The sequence below is a fragment of the Streptomyces alkaliterrae genome (assembly GCF_007097205.2).
Classification (GTDB): domain Bacteria; phylum Actinomycetota; class Actinomycetes; order Streptomycetales; family Streptomycetaceae; genus Streptomyces; species Streptomyces alkaliterrae.
The window spans coordinates 1-2401 of the sequence record NZ_VJYK02000509.1; the positions used below are offsets into that span (position 1 = coordinate 1).

Below are 2401 nucleotides of genomic sequence, written 5' to 3' on the forward strand. Positions count from 1 at the left end.
ACCCTCCTTCCCCACCGCCACCGAAACCGGCCTGTAGGTGTTTCCCCAACCTCACGCCGGAGGTGCGGCCGTGGTGCCGCGTACCTCCAAAGTGGGCCTGGTGAGCTGGAGTTCGGCGGGGCGGGTCGACGTTTCGAAGCGGTCGAGGAGGCAGCGGGCGGCGCGTCTGCCGACGTCGTGACCGGCGTTGTCCACAGTCGTCAGCCAGACGTGGCGGAGCTGGGAGATGCTGGTGTTGTCGTAGCCCACGACGGACAGTTCACTCGGGACCCGCAGCCCCGATTCCTCGGCGGCGGAGACGACGCCTACGGAAGTCATGTCGTTGACGGCGAACACGGCGGTGGGGCGGTGGGGGCGGCCGAACAGCCGCACGGCGGCGCGGTAGCCGCCCTCCTCGGTGAGGTCGCCCGGTTCGACGTGTGCGTCGTCGGCCAGGCCGTGCGCCGCCATCGTGGCCTCGAAGCTGCGCCGCCGCAGCTCGCCGACCGCGCCGTGGCCGCTGACGTGCGCGATGCGGCGATGACCGAGGGAGAGGAGGTGTTCGGTGGCCAGGCGCGCGCCGAGTGTGTCGTCGCCGGCGACGACGTCGACGCCGGGCAGCGCGGGTTCCCGGCTGCCGGCGACGACCACCGGTATCCGCTCGGCGACCCGGGCGAGCGAGGCCGGGTCGGGCAGCGTGCCGACGGCGACGAGCCCGTCCACCTGGAGGTCGAGGAACGGGCTGGCGAGGTCCTGACCGAGGCGGCGGTTGAGTCGGGCGTCCCCGAGCAGCATCCGCAGGCCGTTGTCGTGGAGCAGGGAGTTCAGCCCGTCCAGCAGGTCGACGAACCAGGGGTTGCGGAGATCGTTCAGCAGCACGCCGACCGTGCGGGTGCGCTGCTCGCTGAGGCTGCGCGCCGCCGCGTTGGGCCGGTAGCCGAGTTCCCGTACGGCGGCCAGTACGGCCTCGCGCTTCTCCGGCCGGACCTGGTCCGAGCCGCGCAGCACAAGCGAGACGAGCGACTTGGAGACCCCGGCGCGCTCGGCGACGGTACGGATGGTCGGCTTGCCGCCGGACGCGCCCGTGGCCATGGTCACCGCCACCCTCTCCGGTCCGCTCGTTTGGACCGATCCACTCGCTCTCCTCGCACTCTTGCACCCGGCAACGCGACTGTCAAAGGTGTTGACAGGGGTACCGGGCGAAGGGAGGCTGACGGACGACACGTTTGGACCGATCCAAACAGCGTCCAAGAAGCACTACCCCTCGGCCCGCACCGGAGAGGAAACGGCGATGGAGAAGACGCGTGAGACCGCCGCCCAGCCCGACGACGCGGACGCTCCCCGCCCGCTGGGCGTGGCCGTGATCGGCTTCGGCTGGATGGGCCGGGTGCACACCCAGGCGTACGTCCGCGTGCCGCACCACTTCCCCGAACTCCCCCTGCGCCCGCGCCTGGTGACCGTCGCCGACGAGGTACCCGGCCGGGCCGAGGAGGCCGCGGCACGGTTCGGCTTCGCCGACACCGCCGCGCACTGGCGGGACGTCCTCACCGACCCGAGGGTCGACGCCGTCAGCGTCACCGCGCCCAACTTCCTGCACCGGGAGATCGGCGTGGCGGTAGCCGAGGCCGGTAAGCACCTATGGATCGAGAAACCGGTCGGCCTCACGGCGGCTGACGCCCGCGCCGTGGCGGACGCCGTCACCGCCGCCGGCGTCCGCGCCGCCGTCGGCTTCAACTACCGCAACGCGCCCGCCGTGCAGACCGCCCGCCAGATGATCCGCGACGGCGCACTCGGCACCGTCACCCATCTGCGGGTACGACTGCTCAGCGACTACGCCGCCCACCCCGACGGCGCTCTCACCTGGCGCTACGAGCGGGAACGCGGCGGCAGCGGCGTCCTCGGCGACCTCGCCTCCCACGGCGTCGACCTCGCCCGCCACCTGCTCGGCGAGATCAGCGCGCTCACCGCCGACACCGCCGTCTTCCTGCCCGAACGTGCCCGCCCCACCGGCGCCACCGCCGGCCACGCGCTCGCCACGGGCGGCGAACTCGGCCCGGTCGAGAACGAGGACTACGTGAGCTGCCTGCTCCGGTTCGCCTCCGGCGCGCGCGGCGTCCTGGAGGCCAGCCGGGTCGCGGTGGGCGAGCAGAACAACTACGGCATCGAGGTGCACGGCACCAAGGGCGCGGTGTTCTGGGACTTCCGTCGGATGAACGAGCTGGGCGTCAGCCGCGGCGGCTCCTACCAGGACCAGCCCGTCACCACCGTCTACGTCGGCCCGGGCCACGGCGACTTCGCCGCCTTCCAACCCGGTGCGGCCAACGCGATGGGCTACGACGACCTCAAGGTCATCGAGGCCCACCGCTTCCTGCGCTCCATCGCCGACGGCCCCGACGCACCCGCCCACTGCGCCACCCCCGAC

2 protein-coding genes are annotated in these 2401 nt (G+C 72.6%); one reads left to right on the forward strand and one right to left on the reverse strand.

What is annotated here, in order from left to right; translation table 11 throughout:
- Nucleotides 1-51: 51 nt before the first annotated feature.
- Nucleotides 52-1071, reverse strand: coding sequence for a LacI family DNA-binding transcriptional regulator (locus FNX44_RS26200; protein WP_143651461.1), 1020 nt, complete (start codon nucleotides 1069-1071; stop codon nucleotides 52-54).
- 199 nt (nucleotides 1072-1270) lie between these two features.
- Here FNX44_RS26200 and FNX44_RS26205 point away from each other — a divergent pair.
- Nucleotides 1271-2401 (forward strand): Gfo/Idh/MocA family protein (locus tag FNX44_RS26205; RefSeq protein WP_143651462.1); only part of this gene is annotated, 1131 nt, incomplete at its 3' end.

What these genes read in the sequence shown, in the direction of transcription:
- FNX44_RS26200 (WP_143651461.1), bottom strand. Translation starts at nt 1,071, where the DNA reads ATGGCCACGGGCGCGTCCGGCGGCAAGCCGACCATCCGTACCGTCGCC.